The organism is Promicromonospora sp. NPDC110617, from assembly GCF_055598465.1.
In genome coordinates this window covers 54,752-79,514 of sequence record NZ_JBVKBM010000002.1, presented here as the reverse complement: position 1 = coordinate 79,514, position 24,763 = coordinate 54,752, and the positions used below count along the sequence as shown (strand labels likewise).

Annotated in this window: 23 protein-coding genes; 18 read left to right on the top strand and 5 right to left on the bottom strand. The window is 72.4% G+C overall.

Translation table 11 applies throughout. From position 1 onward, the window contains the following. Window positions 1-2 precede the first annotated feature (2 nt). The 10 genes from ACZ7LE_RS11165 to ACZ7LE_RS11120 all read left to right on the top strand — a co-directional run bounded on the left by ACZ7LE_RS11165 (window position 3) and on the right by ACZ7LE_RS11120 (window position 10,174). Window positions 3-1,304 carry an LLM class flavin-dependent oxidoreductase gene (locus ACZ7LE_RS11165; protein ID WP_470403369.1) on the top strand — a complete coding sequence of 434 codons (1,302 nt, stop codon included), beginning with the start codon at window positions 3-5 and terminating at the stop codon, window positions 1,302-1,304. 73 nt (window positions 1,305-1,377) lie between these two features. Continuing rightward, window positions 1,378-2,499: an LLM class flavin-dependent oxidoreductase gene (locus tag ACZ7LE_RS11160; RefSeq protein WP_470403368.1), complete on the top strand. Its 1,122-nt coding sequence runs from the start codon at window positions 1,378-1,380 to the stop codon at window positions 2,497-2,499. Next, complete coding sequence (locus tag ACZ7LE_RS11155; protein ID WP_470403367.1) at window positions 2,499-3,644, top strand: LLM class flavin-dependent oxidoreductase; 1,146 nt, start codon at window positions 2,499-2,501, stop codon at window positions 3,642-3,644. Before ACZ7LE_RS11160 ends, ACZ7LE_RS11155 begins: the two co-directional genes overlap by 1 nt. 189 nt (window positions 3,645-3,833) lie before the next feature. Then, the gene (locus ACZ7LE_RS11150; protein ID WP_470403366.1) at window positions 3,834-4,751 is read left to right on the top strand and encodes a DUF1684 domain-containing protein; all 918 of its coding nucleotides are present in this window, start codon (window positions 3,834-3,836) and stop codon (window positions 4,749-4,751) included. A 112-nt stretch (window positions 4,752-4,863) separates the two neighbouring features. Continuing rightward, window positions 4,864-5,844 carry a DNA-binding protein WhiA gene (whiA, locus tag ACZ7LE_RS11145; protein WP_377228504.1) on the top strand — a complete coding sequence of 327 codons (981 nt, stop codon included), beginning with the start codon at window positions 4,864-4,866 and terminating at the stop codon, window positions 5,842-5,844. 256 nt (window positions 5,845-6,100) lie between these two features. Continuing rightward, window positions 6,101-7,105, top strand: a complete 1,005-nt coding sequence (gene gap, locus ACZ7LE_RS11140) for a type I glyceraldehyde-3-phosphate dehydrogenase (RefSeq protein ID WP_470403365.1) — start codon at window positions 6,101-6,103, stop codon at window positions 7,103-7,105. Between the two features lie 126 nt (window positions 7,106-7,231). Further along, on the top strand, window positions 7,232-8,431 hold the full coding sequence (locus ACZ7LE_RS11135; RefSeq protein ID WP_470403364.1) for a phosphoglycerate kinase: 1,200 nt from the start codon (window positions 7,232-7,234) through the stop codon (window positions 8,429-8,431). 57 nt (window positions 8,432-8,488) lie between these two features. Continuing rightward, window positions 8,489-9,259 (top strand): triose-phosphate isomerase, encoded by a 771-nt coding sequence (gene tpiA / locus ACZ7LE_RS11130; RefSeq protein WP_470404534.1) that lies wholly within the window; start codon window positions 8,489-8,491, stop codon window positions 9,257-9,259. A gap of 255 nt (window positions 9,260-9,514) precedes the next feature. Beyond that, window positions 9,515-9,757, top strand: coding sequence for a preprotein translocase subunit SecG (gene secG, locus ACZ7LE_RS11125; protein WP_020014806.1), 243 nt, complete (start codon window positions 9,515-9,517; stop codon window positions 9,755-9,757). Window positions 9,758-9,811: 54 nt separating this feature from the next. Continuing rightward, complete coding sequence (locus ACZ7LE_RS11120; protein WP_397396271.1) at window positions 9,812-10,174, top strand: RNA polymerase-binding protein RbpA; 363 nt, start codon at window positions 9,812-9,814, stop codon at window positions 10,172-10,174. A 76-nt stretch (window positions 10,175-10,250) separates the two neighbouring features. Here the strand turns inward: ACZ7LE_RS11120 and pgl are convergent, their stop codons facing one another. Genes pgl through tkt form a run of 5 tightly spaced genes read right to left on the bottom strand, consistent with a single transcriptional unit; the run spans window position 10,251 to window position 16,800 of the window. Beyond that, window positions 10,251-11,021, bottom strand: a complete 771-nt coding sequence (pgl, locus tag ACZ7LE_RS11115; RefSeq protein WP_470403363.1) for a 6-phosphogluconolactonase — start codon at window positions 11,019-11,021, stop codon at window positions 10,251-10,253. Next, window positions 11,021-11,950 (bottom strand): glucose-6-phosphate dehydrogenase assembly protein OpcA, encoded by a 930-nt coding sequence (gene opcA, locus ACZ7LE_RS11110; RefSeq protein WP_470403362.1) that lies wholly within the window; start codon window positions 11,948-11,950, stop codon window positions 11,021-11,023. Before opcA ends, pgl begins: the two co-directional genes overlap by 1 nt. Then, complete coding sequence (gene zwf / locus ACZ7LE_RS11105; RefSeq protein WP_470403361.1) at window positions 11,947-13,509, bottom strand: glucose-6-phosphate dehydrogenase; 1,563 nt, start codon at window positions 13,507-13,509, stop codon at window positions 11,947-11,949. Before zwf ends, opcA begins: the two co-directional genes overlap by 4 nt. Beyond that, window positions 13,506-14,654, bottom strand: coding sequence for a transaldolase (gene tal / locus ACZ7LE_RS11100; RefSeq protein WP_470403360.1), 1,149 nt, complete (start codon window positions 14,652-14,654; stop codon window positions 13,506-13,508). Before tal ends, zwf begins: the two co-directional genes overlap by 4 nt. A gap of 40 nt (window positions 14,655-14,694) precedes the next feature. Beyond that, a complete protein-coding gene (tkt, locus tag ACZ7LE_RS11095; protein WP_470403359.1) occupies window positions 14,695-16,800 on the bottom strand; it encodes a transketolase in 2,106 nt (701 codons plus the stop codon). A 333-nt stretch (window positions 16,801-17,133) separates the two neighbouring features. Here tkt and ACZ7LE_RS11090 point away from each other — a divergent pair, with 333 nt between their 5' ends. From ACZ7LE_RS11090 to cmk, 8 genes are all read left to right on the top strand, one after another. Further along, window positions 17,134-18,111, top strand: a complete 978-nt coding sequence (locus ACZ7LE_RS11090) for a heme o synthase (protein WP_470403358.1) — start codon at window positions 17,134-17,136, stop codon at window positions 18,109-18,111. 267 nt (window positions 18,112-18,378) lie between these two features. Further along, on the top strand, window positions 18,379-19,164 hold the full coding sequence (locus ACZ7LE_RS11085) for an HpcH/HpaI aldolase/citrate lyase family protein (protein ID WP_470404533.1): 786 nt from the start codon (window positions 18,379-18,381) through the stop codon (window positions 19,162-19,164). Between the two features lie 94 nt (window positions 19,165-19,258). Next, window positions 19,259-20,206, top strand: coding sequence for a site-specific tyrosine recombinase XerD (gene xerD / locus ACZ7LE_RS11080; protein ID WP_470404532.1), 948 nt, complete (start codon window positions 19,259-19,261; stop codon window positions 20,204-20,206). A gap of 111 nt (window positions 20,207-20,317) precedes the next feature. Then, window positions 20,318-21,214 carry a ParA family protein gene (locus tag ACZ7LE_RS11075; protein WP_470404531.1) on the top strand — a complete coding sequence of 299 codons (897 nt, stop codon included), beginning with the start codon at window positions 20,318-20,320 and terminating at the stop codon, window positions 21,212-21,214. After that, the gene (locus ACZ7LE_RS11070) at window positions 21,198-22,265 is read left to right on the top strand and encodes a segregation and condensation protein A (RefSeq protein ID WP_470403357.1); all 1,068 of its coding nucleotides are present in this window, start codon (window positions 21,198-21,200) and stop codon (window positions 22,263-22,265) included. Before ACZ7LE_RS11075 ends, ACZ7LE_RS11070 begins: the two co-directional genes overlap by 17 nt. Continuing rightward, a complete protein-coding gene (gene scpB, locus ACZ7LE_RS11065) occupies window positions 22,262-22,924 on the top strand; it encodes an SMC-Scp complex subunit ScpB (protein WP_470403356.1) in 663 nt (220 codons plus the stop codon). The genes ACZ7LE_RS11070 and scpB overlap by 4 nt, the downstream gene beginning before the upstream one ends. Before the next feature lie 75 nt (window positions 22,925-22,999). Beyond that, window positions 23,000-23,929, top strand: a complete 930-nt coding sequence (locus ACZ7LE_RS11060; protein WP_470403355.1) for a pseudouridine synthase — start codon at window positions 23,000-23,002, stop codon at window positions 23,927-23,929. Between the two features lie 74 nt (window positions 23,930-24,003). Beyond that, entirely contained in the window at window positions 24,004-24,741 is a 738-nt protein-coding gene (gene cmk, locus ACZ7LE_RS11055) for a (d)CMP kinase (protein ID WP_470403354.1), read from the top strand. Window positions 24,742-24,763 lie beyond the last annotated feature (22 nt).

Here is a 24,763-nt window from a genome sequence, read left to right as displayed (position 1 = left end):
GCATGACCGAACCGGCCACCGCATCCGCCACCGTTTCCGACATCGCGTCCGTCGCGCCGCGGGTCCCGTTGTCCGTGCTGGACCTCGCGCTGGTCGCCGACGGCTCCACCGGCGTCGAGGCGATCCAGCGGGCCGTGGCGCTCGCGACCGACCTCGACGCCCTGGGCTACCGCCGCGTCTGGTACGCCGAGCACCACCTCGCGCCCGGCGTCGCCTCCACGTCGCCGGCGGTGCTCGCGGCTGCCGTCGCGGCCCGCACCTCGCGCATCCGTGTCGGCTCCGGCGCGGTGCTGCTGTCCACGACGTCGCCCCTGATCGCCGCCGAGCAGTTCGGCACCATCGCGGCCCTGCACCCCGGCCGCGTCGACCTGGGCCTGGGCCGCGCGTTCACGGTGCCGCCGTCGGCCGCCGCGACCCGCACCGGAGGCGGCGAACGTAGGGATGGTCGCGCCAAGACGGCCGAGAACCCGAGCAGACCTACGTTCGACGGCGGACGGGCGGCGGCGAGCGCCGCGGGCGTGCCGCGGCTCGTGGACGGGCTGTACGTGCCGCCCGCGCCGCCGAACGGCTTCAACGACCCCGCGCTGCGCGAGCGGATCCTCGCCCAGCAGGAGGTGATCGGCGTGCAGCGCAAGCCCGCCGACTTCCGCGAGGAGGTCGAGCTCGTGCTCGACGTCCGGCGCGGCACCTACCGGGACCGCACCGGCGGCGCCTACACGAGCCCGCCCGTCGAGGGGGCGCAGTTCGACCTCTGGCTCCTCGCGTCCAGCGGGGGCGAGAGCGCCCGCGTGGCGGGCGAGCTCGGCCTGCCCCTGGCGGCCAACTTCCACGTCAGCCCCGCCACGGTGCTCGACACCGTCGCCGCCTACCGGGAGGCGTTCCGGCCCGGCGTGCTGGAGGAGCCGTACGTCATCGTGTCGGCCGACGTGCTCGTGGCGCGGACCCTCGAACGCGCCCGCGTGCTCGCCGAGCCGTTCGCCGACTGGGTGCTGTCCATCCGGCGCGGCGAGCGCGGCGCCATCGCCTACCCGTCGCCGTCCGCCGCGACCGCCTGGACCGACCGGCCCGACGCCGAGCGCGCCCTGGTGGCCGACCGCGTCGACACGCGGATCGTGGGCGACCCGGAGACCGTCGTCGAACGGCTGGAGACGCTCGTGCGCGTCACCGGCGCCGACGAGCTGCTGGTCACCACCGCCACCCACGACCCCGCCGAGACCCGCCGCTCGTTCGAGCTGCTCGCCCACGCCTGGGGGGCCGGCGACCGCGCCGCGACCGACCCCGGCCGGGTGGCCGGCGGCGTCTGAACCCGGCCCGCCCCGCCGTCGGCCTGCCCGCCGTCCGACCATCCCGCACGCCCCGAAGCGAAGGAGAACCCTCATGCCCGTCGAGTTCCTCGGCATCGCCGCGACCAGCGACGCCTCCGAGACCACCGCACGCACCACCACGCCCTTCGACCCCGACTACCTGGTCCGCATCGCCCGCGCGCACGCGGACAACGGCTGGACCCGCATCCTGTTCGCCTACGGCTCCTCCGGGCCGGAGCCATCGGCGCTCGCCGCGCACGTCGCCGCGCACGTGCCGGACATCGAGCTGTTGCTGGCGCACCGGCCGAACGTCTCCTACCCGACGTACGCGGCCAAGACGTTCGCGACCCTGGACCAGCTCTCGGGCGGGCGGCTGTCCGTGCACTTCATCTCGGGCGGCAACGACCACGAGCAGGGCCGCGAGGGCGACACTCTCACCAAGGACCAGCGGTACGCCCGTACCCGCGAGTACATCCAGATCGTCAGGCGGGCGTGGACCAGCGCCGAGCCGTTCGACCACCACGGCGAGTTCTACGACCTCGACGACTTCGTGCTGGACACCAAGCCGGTCGAGGGACACGTGCCCACCATCTCGTTCGGCGGCTCGTCCGAGGCCGCCTACCCGGTGGGCGCCGCGGAGGCCGACATCTACGCCGTCTGGGGCGAGCCGCTGGACCGCACCGCCGAGCAGATCGTCCGGGTGCACGCCGAGGCGGCCGCTGCGGGCCGGGCGACGCCGCCGCGCATCCACGCGGCGTTCCGGCCCATCATTGCGCCCACCGAGGAGCTGGCCTGGGAGAAGGCCCACCGGGTGCTCGACCGCATCGAGGCGCGCAAGGCGGCCCAGGGCGGCGTGCTGAGCCGGCGGCACCCCATCGACAAGCCCGAGAACGCGGGCTCCCGGCGCCTGCTGGAGATCGCCGCCCAGGGCGAGCGGTTCGACACCGCGCTGTGGACCGCCACCGCGAAGGCCACCGGCGGCGCCGGGAACTCCAACGCGCTGGTCGGCACGCCTGAGCAGGTGGCGCAGGCCCTGCTGGCGTACTACGACCTGGGCGTCCGGGTCATCTCGGCCCGTGGCTACGACCTGCTGGACGACGCGATCGACTTCGGCCGGTACGTCATCCCGCTGGTCCAGGAGGGCGTGGCCGAGCGCGACCGGGCGGCGTCCGCCGCCGAGAGCACGGCCGCCTGATGCGCTTCCAGGTCCTGGACATCGCGTTCAACCCGCCGCACCCCGTGACGGGCCGGGCGGTGCCGCCCGCCGACCGGCTGAACCGCATCGTGGACACCGCGGTGCTCGCCGAGGAGCTCGGGTTCGACTCCTTCGCGGTGGGGGAGCGGCACGCAGGTCCGGTGCTGTCCTCGGCCCCGACGGTGCTGCTCGGCGCCATCGCCGCCCGTACCTCCCGCATCCTGCTGTCCACGGGCGTCACGGTCCTGTCCCTGCACGACCCGATCCGGCTCGCCGAGGACCTCGCGACGGTCGACCAGCTCAGCCGCGGCCGGCTGGAGATCGTCATCGGCAAGGGCAACGAGGACCTCCAGTACCCGCTGCTCGGCCTGGACCTCACCAGGCAGTACGAGTACCTGCGGGAGAACTACGAGCTGCTGCGGCTGCTGCTGTCCACCGAGGACGTCACGTGGGAGGGCCGGCACCGGCACCGGCTGGAGCACGCGACCACGCTGCCGCGCCCGTTCGCAGGGCCGTTCCGCATCTGGCACGGCTCGGCGACGTCGCAGTTCGCCGTCGACCTGGCGGCCGAGCACGGCGACCCGATCGTCAGCGCGAACGCGCTCCAGCCGCGCGAGAACTACGCCGTGCTCATCGACCGGTACCGCGAGCGGTACGCGGCCGCGGGGCACGACCCGGCGTACGGGTTCGTCGGCGCTGGCTCGGGCGGCCTGTTCCTGGCGGACACCACCGAGGAGGCCGTCGAGCAGTACCGGCCGATCTACGAGGGCCAGGTCCGCCAGCAGGACGCGCGCCGGCACGCGCCGGGCGCCGTCGGCAAGGTGACCAGCTTCCGCACGCTGGAGGACGCCGTCGAGCGCGGGCCGGCGCTGGTGGGCTCGCCCGAGCGGGTGGCCGAGAAGATCCTGGACTACCACGGCACGTTCGGGCACGTGCTGCAGTCGGTGTCGGTGAACCACCTGCTGGAGCCGGCGCGGCAGGAGGACGTGCTGCGCCGGTTCGCCGCCGAGGTGGCCCCGCTGGTCCGGGCCGAGGTCACGACCGACCTGTGGGGGCCGCGCGACGAGCGGCGCGCCGCCGGCTTCACGGCGCCGGCCGGACAAGCGGCGCCGGACGTACCGGCCGGGCGCGGTGTGCTTCGTTGACACTCCTGGAGGAGCGACGTAATTTCGTGCGCGGCGATCTCCGACCGATCGAATGTCCATTTGGTCGGTCGGAGATCGCGCACCGCGACTTCACCCGCGGTGCGGGACAACCAGTGCGGCCTCCTGCCCGTCATGTGCGGTGGGGGCCCTCGCCGGCGCACGCCGGCACCCCGACCGGGAGGACATGACATGACCGAGGCTCTGCAGGCCGCCACGTCCGGCACGAACGTCGCCGAGGACGCCGTTCGTGAGCACGCCGCCTGGCGTGCGGACCGGGAGCGTGAGCTGCGCGAGCCGCACGGCTGGCTGAGCCTGACGGCGCTGCTGTGGCCCACGGCGACGCCGTCGCGCCTGCCCGGGGTGCCCGGCGAGTGGTGGGTCGCCGACGGCGTGCTGCGCACGCAGCCCGTCCCGGGGGAGGCCGTGGTCCTGGTGGGCGAGGACGTCGAGCCCGACGGCCCCACGGTGATCGGCGTCGGCGAGGGGCGCGGCCGCGTCGTGGGCACCTTCCTGCCCGAGGGGCGCGCCGGCTCCGCCGGGCCGGACGACACGCCTGAGGTAGCCGTCGAGGTGATCGTGCGCACCGGCCGGTACGGGGTGCGGCTGCGCGACCCGCGGGCCGCCACGCGCGCCGCCTTCACGGGCGTCCCCGCGTTCGACCACGACCCCGCCTGGGTGCTCGACGTGCCCGTGCGCTGGTACGACGAGCCCGAGCCGGTCACGGTCGGGGCGGCCCGGCCCGGCCTGGTGCACCACGTCGAGGTGCTGGGCGAGGTCGACGTCGTGCACGGCGGCCGGTCGGCCACGCTCGCACTGACCGGCACCCTCACGTCGCCCGTCGTGCTGTTCAGCGACGAGGCCGACGGCGTCGCGCCGTGGCGGGCGCTGGAGGTCTCGACGACCGCGGGCACGACGGCGGACGGCGCGGCGCAGCACGGTACGGAAGGGGACGAGTCCGCCTCGGCGCCGTCGGGCACGCTCCGCCTGGACCTGAACCGGGCGGTGAACCTGCCGCACGCGTTCACGGACTTCGGGACGGGCGCCGCGCCGCTGGCGGGCAACCACCTGCCGTTCGCCGTCACCGCCGGGGAGAAGGCGCCGCGATGAGCGGGATTCTCTGCAAGCGGATCGACCGATGAGGCGACACGCCGGGACAATTCGCCCGAGTTTCCGCGATTCCACCGGGTTACCGTGCACATGACCATGGCAGGATGACGCCATGGCGCTCACGGGACAGGTCAAGGAGGAGCTCGCGCGGGTGCGGGTGGCGAAGACGTCGTGCCGTAAGGCAGAGGTCTCCGCGACGCTGCGGTTCTCGGGCGGGCTCCACATCATCTCCGGGCGGGTCGTGATCGAGGCGGAGCTCGACACCGAGGCGGCGGCGACCCGGCTGCGGCACGCCATCCACGACCTCTACGGGCACACGAGCGAGCTCATCGTGGTGCAGGCCGGCGGCCTGCGGAAGAGCTCGCGGTTCGTGGTGCGCGTGGTGCGCGAGGGCGAGTCGCTCGCCCGCCAGACCGGCCTGCTCGACGCCCGCGGCCGCCCCGTGCGCGGCCTGGCGCCCGAAGTCGTGTCCGCCGGCGTCCCGGAGGCGGAGGCGGTGTGGCGCGGCGCGTTCCTGGCGCACGGGTCGCTCACCGAGCCCGGCCGGTCCATGGCGCTCGAGGTGACCAGCCCCGGCCCGGAGGCCGCGCTCGCGCTCGTCGGCGCGGCCCGCCGCCTCGGCGTGGCCGCCAAGTCCCGCGAGGTGCGCGGCATCGACCGCGTCGTGATCCGCGACGGCGACTCCATCGGCCGCATGCTGGAGCGGATCGGCGCGCCCGAGACGCTCAAGGTGTGGGAGGAGCGCCGCGAGCGCCGCGAGGTGCGTGGCACGGCGAACCGCCTGGCGAACTTCGACGACGCGAACCTGCGGCGGTCGGCCCGGGCGGCGGTGGCCGCGGGGGCGCGCGTGCAGCGGGCGTTCGAGATCCTGGGGGACGAGCTGCCGGAGCACCTGCGGCAGGCCGGTGAGCTGCGTCTGGCGCACAAGCAGGCGTCGCTGGAGGAGCTGGGCCGGCTGGCGGAGCCGCAGCTGTCCAAGGACGCGGTGGCGGGCCGGATCCGCCGCCTGTTGTCGACGGCGGACAAGCGCGCCCTGGAGCTGGGTATCCCGGACACCGAGGCGGGGCTGTCGGCGGACCTGCTCGATCTGTGATCTGTTTTGTGGGAAAGGACAGAACCGGGAGTTCCAGGCTGTCCGGCTCGGGTCACGGTTCGGCACGGTTCGGGTATAGGCTCGAAATCGTCAGGTGACGACGCCGTGACCATCGCGTTTCCCCTTCGGGTCGTCGCGGGGTCGCGGCGCCCGGAAACACCCTGGCAACGCACTGACTGTCGGGCATCGACGGCAGTGGCGTCAGATCCAAGGAAACGTGTGCGCCGGGACGGCCGGCGCCCCTGAGGAGGGCATTGTGACCATCCGCGTCGGCATCAACGGCTTCGGCCGTATCGGCAGGAACTTCTACCGGGCTCTCGTGGAGTCGGGTGCGGACATCGAGGTCGTGGGCGTGAACGACCTCACCGACAACAAGACGCTCGCGCACCTGCTCAAGTACGACACGACGCTGGGCCGCTTCGGCAAGTCGGTCGACTTCGACGACGACAACATCATCGTGGACGGCAAGAAGATCCGTGCGCTCGCCGAGCGCAACCCCGCCGACCTCCCCTGGGGCGAGCTGGGTGCGGACATCGTCATCGAGTCCACGGGCTTCTTCACGGACGCCACCAAGGCGAAGGCGCACATCGACGCCGGCGCCAAGAAGGTCATCATCTCGGCTCCGGCCAAGAACGAGGACGCGACCTTCGTCATGGGTGTCAACCACGAGCAGTACGACGCCGCGGCGCACCACATCATCTCGAACGCGTCGTGCACCACGAACTGCCTCGCCCCGCTGGCGAAGGCCCTGAACGACTCGATCGGCATCGAGCGTGGCCTCATGACCACGATCCACGCCTACACGGGTGACCAGAACCTGCAGGACGGCCCGCACAAGGACCTGCGTCGCGCCCGCGCGGCCGCGCAGAACATCGTGCCGACCACCACGGGTGCCGCCAAGGCCGTCGCCCTGGTGCTGCCGGAGCTCAAGGGCAAGCTGGACGGCTACGCCCTGCGCGTGCCGGTCATCACCGGCTCGGCCACGGACCTCACGTTCGAGGCGCCCCGCGACGTCACCGTCGAGGAGGTCAACGCCGCGGTCAAGGCCGCCGCCGAGGGCCCGCTCAAGGGCATCCTGGAGTACGTGGACGACGAGATCGTGTCCTCGGACATCGTGACCAACCCGCACCAGAGCATCTACGACTCGAAGCTCACCAAGGTGATCGGCAACCAGGTCAAGGTCGTCTCCTGGTACGACAACGAGTGGGGCTACTCGAACAGCCTCGTCTCGCTCACCGTGTTCGTCGGCGAGAAGCTCTGACCGCTTTCTCACCAGCGTGAACTCCGACGTCCGCGTGCGCATCGGCCAGCCGGCGCACGCGGACGTCGTCATGTGACGGAAACCCTGACCGGCCTCCTGGCGGCCGGTCCCCGACCTGGAGTGCTCATGAAGACCATCGACTCCCTCGGCGACCTGCGCGGCAAGCGCGTCCTGGTCCGTTCCGACTTCAACGTGCCGCTGGACGGCACGACCATCACGGACGACGGCCGCATCCGCGCCGCGCTGCCCACGCTGACGCGGCTGACCGACGCCGGTGCGCGCGTCGTCGTCCTGGCTCACCTGGGGCGCCCCAAGGGCACGCCGGACCCGCAGTACTCCCTGGCGCCCGTCGCCGCCCGTCTGGGCGAGCTGCTGGGTCAGGACGTCGCGCTCGCCGAGGACCTCGTGGGTCCGTCGGCGAAGGCCACGGTCGAGGCCCTGGCCGACGGCCAGGTCGCCCTCCTGGAGAACGTGCGGTTCGACGCGCGCGAGACCTCGAAGGTCGACGCGGAGCGCGCCGAGCTCGCCGGTGAGCTGGCCCAGCTCGCGGACGCGTTCGTCTCGGACGGCTTCGGTGTGGTGCACCGCAAGCAGGCCTCCGTGTACGACGTCGCGCAGGTGCTGCCCGCCGCGGCCGGTGACCTGGTGCTGAACGAGGTCGAGTCGCTGTCGAAGGCGACCGGCGACCCGGAGCGCCCGTACGCCGTGGTGCTCGGTGGTTCGAAGGTGTCGGACAAGCTGGGCGTCATCGCGAACCTGCTGACCAAGGCGGACCGCCTGCTCATCGGCGGCGGCATGGTCTTCACGTTCCTCGCGGCCAAGGGCCAGTCGGTGGGCAACAGCCTGCTCGAGTCCGACCAGATCGAGACGGTCAAGGGCTACCTCGCCACGGCGGAGGCCAACGGCGTCGAGATCGTGCTGCCGGTCGACATCGTCGCGGCGGACTCGTTCGCGGCCGACGCGCCGCACCAGGTGGTCGCGGCCGACGCGATCCCGGACGGCACCATGGGCCTGGACATCGGCCCCGAGTCGGGCAAGCTGTTCGCCGGCAAGCTGGCGGACGCGAAGACCATCGCGTGGAACGGCCCCATGGGCGTGTTCGAGTTCGAGGCGTTCGCGGACGGCACCAAGGCCGTGGCGCAGGGCATCATCGACGCGACGGCCGCCGGCGGGTTCTCCATCGTGGGCGGCGGCGACTCCGCGGCCGCGGTGCGCGTGCTGGGCTTCGACGAGGCCGGGTTCAGCCACATCTCGACCGGTGGCGGCGCGAGCCTGGAGCTGCTGGAGGGCAAGGAGCTCCCCGGCCTCACCGTCCTCGCCGGCTGACCTGACGTATCTCCGAACAGAAAGAAGAAGCACGTGGCTACCACCCGCACGCCGCTGATGGCGGGCAACTGGAAGATGAACCTGGACCACCAGCAGGCGATCAGCACGGTCCAGAAGCTCTCCTGGACCCTGAAGGACGCCAAGCACGACTACGCGGCGGTGGAGGTGGCGGTCGTCCCGCCGTTCACCGACCTGCGTTCGGTGCAGACCCTCGTCGACGCCGACAAGCTGGAGATCGTCTACGGCGCCCAGGACCTGTCCCGGCACGAGTCCGGCGCCTACACGGGCGAGATCTCCGGCACGATGCTGAAGAAGCTGGGCTGCACCTACGTGGTGATCGGCCACTCGGAGCGCCGCGAGTACCACGCGGAGACCGACGACGTCGTGAACGCCAAGGTGCGTGCCGCGTTCGCGCACGGCCTGACCCCGATCCTGTGCGTCGGCGAGGGTCTGGAGGTCCGCAAGGCGGGCAACCAGGTCTCGCACACCCTCGCGCAGGTCGAGGCCGCCCTGGCCGACGTGCCGGCCGAGCAGGTCGCCTCCGTCGTCATCGCCTACGAGCCCGTCTGGGCCATCGGCACCGGCGAGGTCGCGACCCCCGAGGACGCGCAGGAGGTCTGCGGCGCGATCCGCCGCGTGCTGGGCGAGCTGTGCGACCCGGGTGTCGCCGACGGCGTCCGCGTCCTGTACGGCGGCTCCGTGAAGTCGGGCAACGTCGCGCAGATCATGGCGCAGCCCGACGTCGACGGCGCGCTGGTGGGCGGTGCGAGCCTCGACCCCGAGGAGTTCGCGAAGATCGCGCGCTACCAGAGCCACGTCGTCGCGTAAGTAGCCCCTTCCTACGTGTCGGACCCACAGCTCACCCCGGTGGCCTGTGGGTCTGACACGTGGGGCAGGACGCACGTTTCCCGCAACCTGCCTGAGGTACCCTCACACGGGCGTGACGTTCCAGGTGCGACTCCCTTTTCACGGCTTTCGAAGGCCTGATCAGGGGGTTCGCAATGTGAGGTACGTCTCGCTTATTCTTGACCGAATCCGCCGCCGGGGATCGCCCCGGCACATCTACAACCGAGGACGTGAACCGTGGACGCGCTCCGCATCATCCTGGAAGTCCTGCTGGTCCTGACCAGTGGCTTTCTCACCATGCTCATCCTGCTCCACAAGGGCAAGGGTGGCGGTCTGTCCGACATGTTCGGTGGCGGTATCTCGATGGGCGCCGGTTCGTCCGGCGTGGCCGAGCGGAACCTCAATCGCATCACAATCGCCTTCGCCCTCGTGTGGGCCGTGGTGATCGTCCTGCTCGGACTCATCCAGAAGGTCAGCTGACCCGGTCGCCAAGCGCCTAGCAGCTGACGGCCACACACAGAGGGGACGACAGACGTGGCATCAGGCGGTCATGCGATTCGGGGGAGCCGGGTAGGCGCCGGCCCCCTCGGGGAGACGGAGCGGGGCGACACCGCCCCGCGCATCCGAGTTTCTTACTGGTGTGCCAACGGGCACGAGACGGCACCGAGCTTCTCGGTGGGCGAGGACGTCGAGGCGCCCACGCAGTGGGACTGCCCGCGGTGCGGCTTCCCCGCGGGGATGGACCCGGTGAACCCGCCGGCCCCGGTGCGGAACGAGCCGTACAAGACGCACCTCGCCTATGTGAAGGAACGCCGGTCCGACGAGGACGGCGCGGCCCTCCTGGAGGAGGCGCTCGAGGCACTGCGGGTCCGCCGTGGTGGCCGCGTAGCAGGCTAAGAGTTTTCGCGGCGAAGTAGTCGTGCAGAGAGGTGGCCACCCGGTTCGCGCCGGGTGGCCACCTCTCTTCGTGCGACTACTGCTGCGTGCTGCCCGCGGACTCCAGGTCCAGCAGCCACAGCGTCCGTGCCTGCCCGACGGCGCCCGCGGCAGGCACCTCGCTCACCGGGTCACCGGCCAGGGCCGCCGCCACGCGGTCCGCCTTCTCGGCGCCCGCCGCGACGACCCACACCTCGCGGGCGGACCGGATCGCGTCGAACGTCAGCGAGACCCGCTCCGGCGGCGGCTTGGGCGAGCCGTGCACACCCGTCGTCGTGCCCTGGGCGTCCAGTCCCTCGTGGCCGGGGAACAGGGACGCGACGTGCCCGTCCGGGCCCATGCCGAGCAGCAGGACGTCGAACGCCGGGACGCCGCCCGCCTCGCCCTGTGCGTGCTCGGCGAGCAGCGCCGCGTAGGCCGCCGCGGCCTCCTCGGGCGTGGCGACCGACGTCGGCCCCGGCATCGGGTGGACGTTGGCCTCGGGAAGCCCGTGCTCGGCGACCAGGTCGTCGAGCAGGGCCTCCCGGGCCTGCGTCTCGTTGCGGTCCGGGTCGCCGTCCGGCAGGAACCGCTCGTCGCCCCACCACAGGTGCACGTTCGACCAGTCGATCGCCGGCACGAGCGGGCTCGCGGCCACTGCCGCGAGCGACGCGATGCCGACCGTGCCGCCCGTGAGCACCACGTGCACGGGGGAACGGACCGACTGCACGTCCAGGACGCGCGTCAGCAGGCGCGCGGCGGTCGCCTGCGCGAGCACCTCCTTGTCGGGGTGCACGACCACGAGCCGCACCCCGGACGCCTCGGCCATCAGGCCGCCGTCCGCGTGGTGACGTGCCCCAGACCCCGCGTGAGGACCTCCTCGAAGACCTCGTCCGGGTCGAGCCGGCGCAGCTCCTCGATCAGGGCCTCGTTGAGCGCGCGGATCGGCAGGGCGATCCGGCGTGCGGGCTTGCCCGGCTGGGTGATCGTGACGGTGCGGCCGTCCGGCCGGTCGAGCACGATGGGGCCGCTCTTGCGCTCCAGCACCACGCGCGTGATCGCGTCGTCGCTCGCGGTGCGCACCACCTCGGCCGGGACGTTCAGCCGGGCGCCGAGCCAGGCCGCGAGCAGGTCGAGCGACGTGTGCCGCTTCTGCCCCTCGACCGTCACCGACAGCACGGGCTCGAAGGGCGGCTGCTCCACGGCCGCCGCGATGAGCGCCCGCCACAGGGTGACGCGCGCCCACGCGAGGTCGGTGTCCCCGGGGGCGTACGTCCCGGCGAGGTTGCCGAGCATGTCCTCCGGGTGCTTGGCCGTCGTGCTGTCGATGATCCGGCGGGCCGCCATGGCGCCCACCGGGTCCTGCGACGGCACCGCGGGCGCCTCGCGCGGCCACCAGGCCACGATCGGCGCGTCGGGCAGCAGGAGCGGCATCACCAGCGTGTCGGTCCGCTCCAGGAGCGGACCGAAGGCGCGCAGCACCACCACCTCGGAGGCGCCGGCGTCACCGCCCACGCGGATCTGCGCGTCCAGCCGGGCGTCCGCACCGCGCGTCGCCGGGGCGACGACGATGACCCGGCACGGGTGCTCACGGCTCGCGTCGTTGGCGGCCTCGACCGACTCCTCGACGTCGCGCTCGTCGGCCAGCACCACGAGGGTCAGCACGCGGCCCAGGGCCACCGCACCGCCCTCGTCGCGCAGGCGCACCAGGCGCTTGTTGACGTCGTTGGTCGTCGTGTCCGGCATGTCGATGATCACGGTCGCCTCCAGGTCCTGCCGTCGCGCTCCATCATGGCGTCGGCCGACGGCGGACCCCAGGTGCCGGACGCGTACGGCTCCGGCTGGCCCTTGCGTGCCCAGTAGGACGTGATCGGGTCGAGGATCTTCCAGGAGAGCTCGACCTCCTCACGCGTCGGGAACAGCGGCGGGTCGCCGAGCAGCACGTCGAGGATGAGCCGCTCGTAGGCCTCGGGGGAGGACTCGGTGAACGAGTGCCCGTACCCGAAGTCCATCGTCACGTCGCGCACCTGCATGGCCGTGCCCGGCACCTTGGCGCCGAACCGCATGGTCACGCCCTCGTCGGGCTGCACGCGGATGACCAGGGCGTTGTTGCCCAGCTCGGACGTCAGCGACGTCTCGAACGGGAGGTGCGGAGCCTTCTTGAAGACCACGGCCACCTCGGTGACGCGGCGGCCGAGGCGCTTGCCGTGCCGCAGGTAGAACGGGACGCCCGCCCAGCGGCGGTTGTCGACGTCCACCCGGATCGCGGCGAAGGTCTCCGTGCTGGAGTCCTTCGCGATGCCGTCCTCCTCCAGGAAGCCCGGCACCTCCTCGCCACCCTGCCAGCCCGCCTCGTACTGCCCGCGGGCGGTGTGCTTGCCGAGGTCACGCGGCAGACGCACGGACGAGAGCACCTTGATCTTCTCGGCGCGCAGCTCGGCGGCGTCGAAGTTGCGGGGCTCCTCCATGGCCACCAGCGCCAGGAGCTGGATCAGGTGGTTCTGGATGACGTCGCGCGCGGCGCCGATCCCGTCGTAGTACCCAGCGCGGCCGCCGATGCCGATGTCCTCGGCCATCGTGATCTGCACGTGGTCCACGTAGTTCGAGTTCCACAGGGGCTCGAACATCGTGTTCGCGAAGCGCAGCGCCAGCAGGTTCTGGACGGTCTCCTTGCCCAGGTAGTGGTCGATGCGGAACACCGACTCCGGGTCGAAGACCTCGGAGACCACCGCGTCGAGCTCCTTGGCGCTGGCCAGGTCGTGCCCGAACGGCTTCTCGATGACCACGCGGCGCCAGGCGTGCACGCCGTCACCGTCCGCGTCGTTGTCGGGACGCGACAGCCCGTGCTTGGAGAGCTGCTCGCACACCACCGGGAACGCCGACGGCGGCACAGACAGGTAGAACGCGTGGTTGCCACCCGTGCCGCGCTCCTTGTCGAGCGTCTCGACGGTCTCGCGCAGCCGCTCGAACGCGTCGTCGTCGTCGAAGGAACCCTGGACGAACCGGATGCCCTCGGCGAGCTGGCGCCACGTGGCCTCCCGGAAGGGGGTGCGCGCGTGCTCCTTGACGGCGTCGTGCACCACCTGTGCGAAGTCCTGGTCCTCCCAGTCGCGCCGGGCGAAGCCCGTCAGGGCGAAGCCCGGCGGCAGGAGGCCGCGGTTGGCGAGGTCGTAGACGGCGGGCATGAGCTTCTTGCGCGACAGGTCACCCGTCACGCCGAAGATCACGAGCCCGCTCGGCCCCGCGATGCGCGGGAGCCGCAGGTCGAGGGGGTCGCGCAGGGGGTTGACCCCCTGCTCGATCTTGGCCGGCCTCACCGCTCGCCGCCCCCTGCGCCGGCCCCGTCGAGGCCGGTCTTGGTGGTCGTCAGGAGCTCGTCCCAGCTGACCTCGAACTTCGTCACGCCCTCGTCCTCCAGCTGTGCGGTCACCTCGTCCATCGAGATGCCCTGCGCCTCGACGGCCGCGATGGTCGCGGCCGCCTGCTCGCCCGAGCCGGTCACGGTGTCGGCCAGCACGATGCCGTGGTCGGCGAAGGCGTCGAGCGTCTTCTCCGGCATCGTGTTGACGACGCCCGCGACGACCAGCTCGTCGACGTACATCGTGTCGCGGTAGGCGGGGTCCTTGACGCCGGTCGACGCCCACAGGGGCCGCTGCGGCTGCGCGCCGTCCGCCGCCAGGGCGGCCCAGCGCTCACCGGAGAAGACCTCCTCGTACGCGGCGAAGGCCAGGCGGGCGTTCGCGATGGCGGCCTGGCCGCGCAGCGCGAGCGCCTCCTCCGTGCCGACGGCGGTCAGCCGCTTGTCGACCTCGGAGTCCACGCGGGACACGAAGAACGACGCGACCGACCCGATCACGGACAGGTCGTGGCCGGCTGCCTTGGCCTGCTCCAGGCCGGCCAGGAACGCGTCCATGACCGCCCGGTACCGCTCGATCGAGAAGATCAGCGTCACGTTGACGCTGATGCCCTTCGCCAGGGTCGACGTGATGGCCGGCAGGCCCTCGACCGTGGCGGGGATCTTGATCATCACGTTCGGCCGCGCGACGGTCTCCCACAGCCGGACGGCCGTGGTCTCCGTCGCCGCCGTGTCGCGGGCCAGCCGCGGGTCCACCTCGATGGACACGCGGCCGTCCACGGCGGCGGTGGCGTCGTACACGGGGCGCAGCAGGTCCGCCGCGTCCCGCACGTCGTCCGTGGTGATGCGCTCCACGGCCGACTCCACGTCCGACCCGGCCAGCTCGGCCAGCGTCTCCGCGTACGCGTCGCCGTGCGCGAGCGCCGCCGCGAAGATCGTCGGGTTGGTGGTCACGCCCACGACGTTCCTGCTGGTCATGAGCTCGGCGAGGTTGCCGGTACGCAGCCGCTCACGGGACAGGTCGTCGAGCCAGATGGCGACACCCGCCTCGGACAGCCGCTCGGTGGGGCTGACGTTCTCGCTGCTGTCGCTGGTGCTGTCAGTCATCGTGCCCTTCCTCTCTCGTGTCCAGGTGTTCCGGCGCGGTTCAGGACGCCGCCTCGATCGACTCCTTGGCGGCCTGGGCGACCGCCTCGGAGGTGATGCCGTACTCGGCGTAGAGCGTCTTGTAGTCCGCCGACGCGCCGTAGTGCTCGAGCGAGACGATGCGGCCGGCGTCGCCGACCACCTCGCGCCAGCCCTGTGCCACGCCCGCCTCGACCGAGACCCGGGCCTTCACACCGGACGGGATGACGGACTCGCGGTAGGCCTCGTCCTGCTTGTCGAACCACTCGCGCGAGGGCATGGAGACCACGCGGGCCTGGACGCCGTCGGCCGCGAGGATCGCGCGCGCCTCGACAGCGAGCTGCACCTCGGAGCCGGTGCCCACGAGGACGACGTCGGGCGTGCCCTCGGTGTCCAGGAGCACGTAGCCGCCCTTGAGGGTGCCCTCGGCGCCGGCGAAGCCGTCGGTGCCGCGCGGGTAGGTGGGCACGTTCTGCCGGGTCAGCACGAGGCCGGCCGGGTTCTTCGTGTTCTCCAGGATGCCGCGCCAGGCCCAGGCGGTCTCGTTCGCGTCGGCCGGGCGGACGACGTCGAGGTTCGGGATGGCCCGCAGCGCCGCGAGGTGCTCCACCGGCTGGTGGGTCGGACCGTCCTCGCCGAGGCCGATCGAGTCGTGCGTCCACACGAAGGTGGTCGGGATGCTCATCAGCGCGGCCAGGCGCACCGAGGCACGCATGTAGTCGGCGAACTGGAGGAACGTGCCGCCGTACGGGCGCGTCAGGCCGTGCAGCACGATGCCGTTCAGGATCGAGCCCATGGCGTGCTCGCGGATGCCGAAGTGCAGGGTGCGGCCGTAGGGGTCGCCCGGGAACTTCTTGGTCGCGTGCTCGGTCGGCACGAACGACGGCACGCCGTCCATGGTCGTGTTGTTCGAGCCGGCGAGGTCGGCCGAGCCGCCCCACAGCTCGGGCAGCACGTCCTTGAGCGAGGTCAGGACCTTGCCCGACGCCGCACGGGTCGCGACGCCCTTCTCGCTCGCCTCGAACTCCGGCAGGGCGTCGGCCCAGCCCTCGGGCAGCTCGTTCGAGCGCAGGCGCTCCAGGAGCGCGGCCTGCTGGGGGTTCGCCTCGGACCAGGCGGCGAAGGCCGTCTCCCAGGCCTGGCGCTCGGTGGCCTGGCGCTCGCCGACGGAGCGCGTGTAGGCCAGCACCTCGTCGTCGATCGTGAACGTGGCCTCGGGGTCCAGGCCGAGCGCGGACTTGAGGCCCTTGACCTCGTCGGCGCCCATGGCCGAGCCGTGGATGCCACCCGTGTTCTGCTTGGTGGGCGACGGCCAGCCGATGATGGTGCGCAGCGCGATGATCGACGGCTTGCCGGTCTCGGCCTTGGCGGCGTCGATGGCGGCGGCCAGCGCGTCGGTGTCCTCCGCGTAGCCCTCGCCGCCCGAGGTCCAGTCCACGCGCTGGGTGTGCCAGCCGTAGGCCTCGTAGCGCTTCAGCACGTCCTCGGTGAACGCGATGTTGGTGTCGTCCTCGATCGAGATCTTGTTGTCGTCCCAGATCAGGATGAGGTTGCCGAGCTGCTGGTGGCCCGCGAGGGACGAGGCTTCGGAGGTCACGCCCTCCTGCAGGTCGCCGTCGGACGCGATGACGTACACGTGGTGGTCGAACGGTGACTCGCCGGGGGCGGCGGCCGGGTCGAGCAGGCCCCGCTCGCGGCGGGAGGCGAACGCCATGCCGACGGCGGAGGCGAGGCCCTGGCCCAGCGGGCCCGTCGTGATCTCGACACCCGCGGTGTGCCCGAACTCCGGGTGGCCCGGGGTCTTCGAGCCCCAGGTGCGCAGCGCGGCGAGGTCGTCCATCTCGAGGCCGTAGCCGGCGAGGAAGAGCTGCAGGTAGATCGTCAGCGACGAGTGGCCGGCGCTCAGCACGAACCGGTCGCGGCCCTGCCAGTCGGGGTCGGACGGGTCGTGGCGCATGGCCTTCTGGAAGAGGAGGTACGCGGCCGGCGCGAGCGAGATCGCGGTGCCGGGGTGTCCGTTGCCCACCTTCTCGACGGCGTCCGCGGCCAGCGCCTTGATGGCCTTGACCGCTCGCTCGTCGAGCTCCGACCACTCCAGGGGCTTCAGCACGGGGTCGAAAGCGTTCACGAGTCCTCTTTCTCTCCGCCGTCGACCCTCTTCCTGGTCCGGAGAGCGGACGCGCTGGAGAGCCGCGCAGCGTGCGTGCGGCGGCGGCGGGATGCCGGCCGCCCTTCATTCGATGGCGTCAACAACCCTATACGCGCGCGTAATCCGTTGCGCAGGGCTGTCCACGGACTGTTCGTCACAGGATGCGGTGGACAAATCTCACACGCGCGTCCGGGGCCGCGGTGCGCGACCCGGTCACCCCGCGACGTACCATGGGCCTGCACCCGACCGGCAACAGCGCCCACCAGGTGCGTCATCGACTCCAGGACCCTCCCGAACGGAACTGCGACGCGCGTGAGAACGAGCCACCCGACGAACGGCCAGACCGCGCGTCCCCAGACGCCCGCCCCCGAGCCCGCGGCCGGCGTCGAGCAGCGTCCCGGGGGATGGTTCATGCGCCGCGCCGGCGCGTACGTCGCCCTGACCAAGCCGCGCGTCATCGAGCTGCTGCTCGTGACGACCGTGCCCACCATGATCCTGGCGGCCGACGGCCTGCCCAGCTTCTGGCTGATCGTCGCCACCCTGATCGGCGGCGCCGGCGCCGCGGGCAGCGCGAACGCGTTCAACATGTGGTGGGACCGCGACATCGACCAGGTCATGAACCGGACCAAGAAGCGTCCGCTGGCCACGGGGGAGATCACGCCGCGTGCCGGCCTGGTGTTCGCCTCGATCCTCGGCCTGCTGTCGCTGGCGTGGTTCGCGCTGGTGATCAACTGGGCCGCGATGTGGCTCACGCTGGGCGCCATCGCGATCTACGTCGTGGGTTACACGATGATCCTCAAGCGCCGCACCCCGCAGAACATCGTGTGGGGCGGCATCGCCGGCTGCATGCCGGTGTTCATCGGCTGGGCCTCGGTCACCGGCGGGCTGAGCTGGGCCGCGCTGGCGCTGTTCGGCATCATCTTCTTCTGGACGCCGCCGCACTACTGGCCGCTGTCGATCAAGTTCAAGAAGGACTACGCGAACGCCAACGTGCCCATGCTCCCCGTGGTCAGCGACGACAAGCGCGTCGCGGCCGAGATGGTGGGCTACACGATCGCGATGATCGCGTGCTCGCTGGCGCTGACCCCGCTCGCGGGCATGTCGTGGGTGTACACCGTGGTGGCCGCCGTGCTGGGCGGCTGGTTCCTCTGGTCCACGATCGCGATGCTGCGCCGGGCGCAGGGCAAGGCCAGCGGCAAGCTGGGCGCCATGAAGGTGTTCCACGGCTCCATCACCTACCTGTCGCTGCTCTTCGTGGCGGTCGCGGTGGACGTCTTCCTGCCCTTCTGACCACCGCGTCCTGAGGCCCGGACCAGACCTCTGCATAGCGGCGGTCATGATTCGGCCTGCACCGACGTGGCCGCCTAGGCTGAGCGCGTGACCGAGATCCCAGCCGACCGAACCACCGACCCTGCCGAACAGCCGGACGCGCAGTCCGCGGGCTACTCCTCGGGCCTGCCGACGGCGGCCGCCGTCGTCCCCGAGAGCGACCTCGCGCCCCGCCGCGCCGCGCGCGAGAAGTCGCGCGTCGCCCCCGACTACGCGCGCGCCTGGCTCCTGCTCTCCGCGATGCGGACCGAGCTCTTCGACAAGGCACAGCTCTCCCGGGCGGACCAGGTGATCCTCGACTGCGAGGACGCGATCGACGACTCCCTGAAGGACGAGGCGCGCGAGAACGTCATCCGCTGGATCAAGAACGGCGGCTGCGCCTGGGTCCGGATCAACGACCGCACGGCGCCGTCCTGGGCGGACGACGTGGCCTACCTGCGCGGCCTCGAGGGCCTCAACGGCGTGATGCTCGCCAAGACCGAGAGCGCGGACGACGTCATCGACACCGCGCAGCGGCTCGGCGGCGACGTGCCCGTGATCCCGCTCGTCGAGTCGGCCCTCGGCATCGAGGAGGCCGTGCACATCGCGAAGGCCCGGGGCGCGTTCCGCCTCGCCTTCGGCTCCGGCGACTACCGCCGCGACACCGGCGCGGCCAACGAGCCCATGGCCATGGCCTACCCGCGCACGCGCCTCGTGGTCGCCAGCCGCATCGGCGGCCTGCCCGGCCCGGTGGACGGCCCCACGGTCGGCTCGTCCCACGCGCTGCTGCGCGAGCAGTCGGCCGATGCCGTCAACCTCGGCATGACCGGCAAGCTCTGCCTGGACTTCGAGCAGTCGGGCGTCATCAACGAGTCCTTCGCGCCCACGTCGTCCGACGTGGCCTGGGCCGTCGACTTCTTCGCCGAGTTCGAGGCCGCCGGCTCCGTGATCCGCGACGGCAGCGACAAGCCCCGCCTGGCCCGCGCCCAGGTGATCCGCTCGCGCGCCGAGCTGTTCGGCATCAACCCGGCCTGATCGACGCCGCCCGGCGTGGCCCGCCCGTCGGGCGGGCCACGCTCGGCATGATGGGCCGGTGTCCACCGCACTGGCCCGTCTGTCGTCCCACGAGATCCAGCCCACGCCCCCGTCGGCCCCGGCCGAGGGCGGCCGGCTCGACCGCGCGCTGCGGGACTACCTCGCGCACCTGAGCGTGGAGCGCGGCCTGTCGGCCAACACCGTCGCGGCCTACCGACGCGACCTCGTGCGGTACGCGGCGTTCCTCGACGCGGCGGGCCGCGACCTGGCGGGGGTCGCCGAGTCCGACGTCACGAGCTTCGTCGAGGCCGTGCGCGAGGGGGCCGACGGCGGCCGGCCGCTGTCGCCGTCGTCCACGGCCCGCGCCCTCGCCGCCGTGCGCGGCTGGCACAAGTTCGCGCAGGCCGAGGGCCTGGCGGTCGAGGACCCGTCCGCCGACGTGCGCGCGCCCACCCAGCTGCGGCGGCTGCCGCACGCCCTGTCCGTGGACGACGTCGCCGGGCTGCTCGACGCCGCCGGCGCGGGCGACGGGCCGCTGCCTCTGCGCGACCGGGCCCTGCTGGAGCTGCTGTACGCGACCGGGGCGCGGATCTCCGAGATCGTCGGGCTGGACGTCGACGGCGTGGGGGACTCCGCCGCCGTCCGGCTGCTCGGCAAGGGCTCCAAGGAGCGGGTGGTGCCCGTGGGATCGTTCGCGCGCGACGCCCTGGAGGCCTACCTCGTGCGCGCCCGTCCCGAGCTGGCCGCCGCGGGGCGCGGCACCCCCGCCCTCTTCCTCAACACGCGCGGCGCGCGCATGTCCCGGCAGACGGCGTGGGCCGCGCTCCAGGCCGCGGCCGGCCGGGCCGGGCTCACGGAGCACGTCTCGCCGCACACCCTGCGGCACTCGTTCGCGACCCACCTGCTGTCCGGCGGGGCGGACGTGCGCGTGGTCCAGGAGCTGCTCGGGCACGCGTCGGTCACCACCACGCAGATCTACACGATGGTCACGCCCGACGCCCTGCGCGAGGTCTACGCCGCCGCCCACCCGCGGGCCCGCTGACCGCCCGGCACCGAACCACGCCACGCCGGGGCTCCGAGCCGGGCGGTGCCCACACTCTGGTATAGCGTGGCGGGCGTGAGCGAGGCACCCAGCCAGGAGGGAGCGAGCACGATGACCGACATTCTTCTCGGCAAGACGGTCGTCGGCGCACCCACGGACTCGGAGATCGTGCGCGACGTCGTGGGGCGGGTCATGCCCGACCTGCCCGAGCCGGCACCTCTGGCGAGTCACGGCCCGGCGCGCATCATCGCGATGTGCAACCAGAAGGGCGGGGTCGGCAAGACCACGACCACGATCAACCTCGGCGCGTGCCTGGCCGAGTACGGGCGCAAGGTGCTGCTGGTCGACTTCGACCCGCAGGGCGCCGCGTCCGTCGGCATCGGGGTCAACCCGCACGAGCTCGACCTGACGATCTACAACCTGCTCATGGAGCGGGGGGTGGACGTGCAGGACGTGCTGATCCCGTCGGGCATCGAGAACCTCGACGTGCTGCCGGCGAACATCGACCTGTCGGCCGCGGAGGTGCAGCTCGTGGGCGAGGTCGCCCGGGAGTCGGTGCTGGCCCGCGCGCTGCGCCCGGTGATCGACGACTACGACGTGATCCTCATCGACTGCCAGCCGAGCCTCGGCCTGCTCACCGTCAACGCCCTGACGGCGGCGCACGGCGTGCTGATCCCGCTCGAGTGCGAGTTCTTCGCGCTGCGCGGCGTCGCGCTGCTGGTGGAGACCATCGAGAAGGTGCGGGACCGGCTCAACCCCGCCCTGGAGATCGACGGTATCCTCCCCACCATGTACGACTCGCGCACCCTCCACTCCCGGGAGGTCGTGGCCCGGGTGCACGAGGCCTTCGGCGACACGCTGCTGCACTCGATCATCGGGCGCACGGTGAAGTTCCCCGACGCCACGGTCGCCGCCGAGCCCATCACCGCGTACGCCCCGGGTCACCCGGGTGCCGCCGCGTACCGTCAGCTCGCCCGGGAGCTCGTGGCCCGTGGCGACGCTGCCTGAGTTGCTGCCCGACGTGGTGCCCGAGGTCCTGGAGGCCGCTGCCGACCCGGAGGCGGCGCCGACCGCGGTGCAGGCGCCCGCCGCGCCCGAGGAGCAGCCCGCCGAGCGGTCGTCGTCGCGCACCTTCCAGGTGCGGCTGCACAACTTCGAGGGACCGTTCGACCTGCTGCTGTCGCTCATCGCGAAGCACCAGATGGACGTCACCGAGGTGGCGCTCGCCGTGGTGACCGACGAGTTCGTCGCGCACATCCGCGAGGCGGAGCGGGCGTCCCGCGAGGCCGCCGAGCGCGGCGAGGTGCACGAGTCGTGGGACCTCGGCGTGGCCAGCGAGTTCCTGGTCATCGCCGCGACCCTGCTGGACCTCAAGGCCGCGCGCCTGCTGCCCGGCGTCGTCGACGAGGACGCCGAGGACCTCGAGCTGCTGGAGGCCCGCGACCTGCTGTTCGCGCGGCTCCTGCAGTACCGCGCGTACAAGGAGGTCTCGAAGGTCCTCGCGGAGCAGATGGCGTCGTCCGGACGCCGCGTGCCCCGCCTGGCGCCGCTCGAGCCGCACCTGGCCGCGATCCTGCCGGAGCTGGTCTGGGACACGACGGGAGAGCGGCTCGCGGAGCTGGCCGCGAAGGTGCTCGCGCCCAAGCCGCCGCCCGTGGTGGGGCTGGCCCACCTGCACGGCTCGGCGGTGAGCGTGCGCGAGGAGGCCGGCGTCATCGTCCGGCGCCTGCGGGAGGAGCACTCGGTCACGTTCCGGTCGCTCACCGCCGGCACGGAGCGGCTCGTGACCGTCGCCCGGTTCCTCGCGCTGCTGGAGCTGTTCCGCGACGCGCTGGTCGGTTTCGAGCAGGTCAGCCCGCTGGGCGAGCTGACGGTGCGGTGGACGGCCGGGCCCGACGACGGCGGGAAGTACCTCGACCCGGCGGCCGGCCCCAGCGAGTTCGACGAGGAGGACCTGACCGCCCCGGCGGCGGGGCAGGTGCCCGAACAGGCAGACGGCGCGCAGGCGGACACCGTGCAGGCGGACACCGCGCGGCCCGGAACGGAGGCGACAGCATGACGGTCGAGGAACAGGCCCCGTCGGCGGACGCCGCCACCCCCGCGGCTCCCACGGCTCCCACGCCGGAGGAGCAGCCCGTCGTCGACGTGCACACGCTCCCGGGCGGGGCGCACGCGGCGGTCGAGGCCGTGCTCATGGTGGCCGACGCGCCGATCGGCGCGGACCGCATCGCGGCGGCGCTGAACCTGACGCAGGACGAGACCGACGACATCCTGCACGAGCTGGCCGACGAGTACGCCGGCCACCTCGGCTCCCGACCGCGCGGTTTCGAGCTGCGCCGCACCGTGGACGGGTGGCGCATCTACTCCTCCACGGCGCACGCGGACCCCGTGGGGCGGTTCGTGCTGGACGGCCAGTCGGCCAAGCTGAGCCAGGCCGCGCTGGAGACGCTCGCCGTGATCGCGTACCGTCAGCCGGTGTCGCGCGGCCAGATGAGCGCGGTGCGCGGCGTGAGCGTGGACGGCGTCGTGCGGACCCTGCTGACCCGCGGGCTGATCGCCGAGATCGGTCAGGACCCGAGCTCGGGTGCGGTTCTGTTCGGAACCACGGGATACTTCTTGGAGCGGATGGACTACTCGTCGCTCGACGAGCTGCCCCCGCTGGCGCCGCACCTGCCGGATCTCGACACGATCGACGGCCTCGACGGGCTGGACTCCTAGTCCTGCCCGAGGCCGGCACGACGGGTTTCGCGCGCGCCCCTTTCCGAGATCTTCCGACGTACCGAGAGACGAATCATGAGCAACGAACGCCGCGGCGGGAGCCGCCGCGAATCCGGTGACGGCCAGCAGCCGCGCCGTCCTGCCCGTTCCGGCAAGCCGGGCGGCAAGCAGGGCGGGCAGAACTTTCGTGGGGGCAGCTCCGCGAAGAGCCGCGCGCAGGCGAACCAGCCGCGCCGTCGGCCCGCGAAGCCCACGGAGCCGGCCCGGGACGTGCACGTCGAGGACGGTGTGCGCCTGCAGAAGGTGCTCGCGCAGGCCGGGCTGGGCTCGCGCCGTGCGTCCGAGGAGCTGATCGCGAACGGGCACGTCGAGGTGGACGGGCAGCTCGTCACCGAGCTGGGTGTGCGGGTCGACCCCGCCACCGCCGTCATCCACGTGGACGGGCTGCGCATCCAGCTCGACCAGGCCAAGGTGACCATCGCGCTGAACAAGCCCCTGGGCGTGGTGTCCACGATGGACGACCCCAAGGGCCGCCCGACGGTCGCGGACCTCATCAAGAACCGCGAGGAGCGCCTGTTCCACGTGGGCCGGCTCGACGCCGACAGCGAGGGCCTGCTGCTCCTGACGAACGACGGCGAGCTCGCGAACCGCCTGTCGCACCCGAAGTACCAGATCGCCAAGACCTACCTGGTGACGGTCGAGGGCGAGGTCTACCCGCGCATCGGCCGCGAGCTCCTGAAGGGTGTGGAGCTGGACGACGGCGTCGCCAAGATGGACGCCGTGCACGTGCTCCAGCAGATCGACGGCTTCGCGATGCTGGAGGTCGTGCTGCACGAGGGCCGCAACCGGATCGTGCGCCGCATGTTCGACGCCGTCGGGCACCCCGTCACGCGGCTGGTGCGCACCCGGATCGGCCCGATCCCGCTGGGCGACCTGAAGGCCGGCCGCACCCGCGTGCTCGGCCGCACGGAGCTCGGCACCCTCATGGGTGCGGTCGACCTGTAACCTCTCCCGCTGAGTGCCGGCTTCTTGCGGCCTGACGAGCACTCCGAAGCACAGATACCCAGCACTCGACGGAAATGAGCGAACCTGTGACCAGCCCTGTAGTGATCGCCATCGACGGGCCGTCGGGCTCCGGCAAGTCGAGCGTGTCGAAGGCGGTCGCCGCGCGGCTCGGCCTGGCCTACCTCGACACGGGGGCCATGTACCGGGCGGCCACGGTGTGGAGCATGGAGACGGCGGACCTGGCGGACGCCGGGGCGGTCACCGCGGCGGTCCGGGCGATGCCGCTGGTCATGGGGCTGGACCCGGCCGCTCCGGGCGTCGAGCTGGACGGCCGGGACGTCGCCGTGACGATCCGCTCCACCGAGGTCACGACCAACGTGTCGAAGGTCGCGTCCAACCTGGACGTGCGCGCCGAGCTCAAGCGCCTGCAGCGCGCGATCATCGACCAGGAGTCCGCGGAGGACCAGGCCGTGCAGTCGGGCGGCCGGGGGATCGTGGCCGAGGGCCGTGACATCACGACGGTCGTGGCGCCCGACGCCGACGTCCGCGTGCTGCTCATCGCCTCGGAGGAGGCCCGCCTGCGCCGCCGGTCGCTGGAGGTGCACGGCGCCGCCGACGCCGGCGCCGTCGAGGCGACGAAGGACCAGGTGCTGCGCCGGGACCAGGACGACGCCAAGGTGACGCAGTTCCTCGTCGCCGCGGACGGTGTGGTGACCGTCGACTCCAGCGACCTCGACTTCGAGCAGACGGTCGACGCCGTGCTGGCCGTCGTCGCGCAGGTGACGGGGCGCGAGGTCGCGCCGTCCGCGTGAGCCGGAGCGGAGCCGCGGCGCC